The sequence below is a fragment of the Bradyrhizobium sp. Mp27 genome (assembly GCF_029953005.1).
GTDB lineage: Bacteria > Pseudomonadota > Alphaproteobacteria > Rhizobiales > Xanthobacteraceae > Bradyrhizobium > Bradyrhizobium barranii.
Genome location: NZ_JASAUS010000506.1, coordinates 1 through 1,308, shown reverse-complemented (window position 1 = coordinate 1,308; position 1,308 = coordinate 1). Strand labels below are relative to the sequence as shown.

Here is a 1,308-nt window from a genome sequence, read left to right as displayed (position 1 = left end):
TTCAGACGATCGTGAGCAACGATTTCGCGGGATCGTGAGCAAGGCTTTCGGAGCCTTGCAGCGCTTCGGCCGACAACTCAACCGGCTTAGGGATGACCTCGTGGTTAACGAGGAAGTCCAATGCCTACCCAGAGATTGTCGATGCGCCGGATCAAGGAAGTCCTTCGGTTAAAACATTTTCAAGGCCTGCCAGAGCGGGCCATCGCGCGGAGCGTGGGCGTCAGCAACGGCGTTGTGCACAGCTACCTGAGCCGCGCCCGCTCTGCTGGGTTGAGCTGGCCGCTTCCGGAGGGAATGACCGATGAAGACCTGGAGCTTTTGCTTTTCCCGGCCCCACGACCAGCGTCTCAGAGCCCGCAGCGGCCGGTGCCCGACTGGAGCTACATCGATAAAGAGCTCCGCCGGCGCAACGTAACCCGTCGCCTGCTCTGGGAGGAGTATCGCGCCGTTAATCCCGACGGTTTCGGGTACACGTGGTTCTGCACTACCTACGAGGCCTGGAAGGGGCGGGTCCGACCTTCGATGCGGCAGATTCATCTGGGCGGCGAGAAGGTGTTCGTGGATTTCGCCGGCGACACCATCGACATCGTCGATCCCCTGACCGGGGAAGTGCAGCCGATGAAGCTGTTCGTCGCGGCGATGGGCGCTTCGAACTACACCTACGCCGAGGCCTGCCCCAGCGAGAGCTTGGCCGACTGGATCCGGGCCCACGTCAACTTGTTCACGTTTTTGAGCGGAACGCCGACGTTCGTGGTCTGCGACAACCTCAAAGCCGCCGTCAGCAACCCCGACCGCTACGATCCCGGCCTCAATCGCACTTATGCCGAGATGGCGAGCCATTACGGCACGGCCATTCTCGCCGCACGGCCGCGGCGCCCAAAAGACAAGGCGAAGGTCGAGGTCGCGGTGCAAATCGCCCAGCGCTGGATTCTGGCCCGGCTGCGCAATCAGCGCTTCTTTTCCCGGGCCGAGCTCAACGCCGCCATCAAGACACTCGTCGACGAACTCAATGCTCGTCAAATGCGTGGCTTCGGCTCAAGCCGCGCCGAACTGTTTGCCGAACTCGACAAACCCAAGCTAACCCCGCTGCCAGATCAGCCTTATGCCTTCGCACGCTGGAAGCGCTGCCGCCTCGCTCCCGATTATCATGTCGAGGTCGACGGCCATTGGTACTCCGCGCCGTATCGTCTGATTGGCGAGCTGGTCGATGCCCGTATCGACGATCGGACGGTCGAGATCTTCCACAAGGGCCAGCGGATCGCCAGCCATGCCCGCGCGCCCAACCGACGCGGACACACCACCATCGCC

Annotated in this window: 1 protein-coding gene; it reads left to right on the top strand. The window is 62.5% G+C overall.

Translation table 11 applies throughout. The features are described from left to right. Nucleotides 1-120 precede the first annotated feature (120 nt). A partial coding sequence (gene istA / locus QJT78_RS51360) for an IS21-like element ISFK1 family transposase (RefSeq protein ID WP_281460888.1) occupies nt 121-1,308 on the top strand: 1,188 nt, incomplete at its 3' end.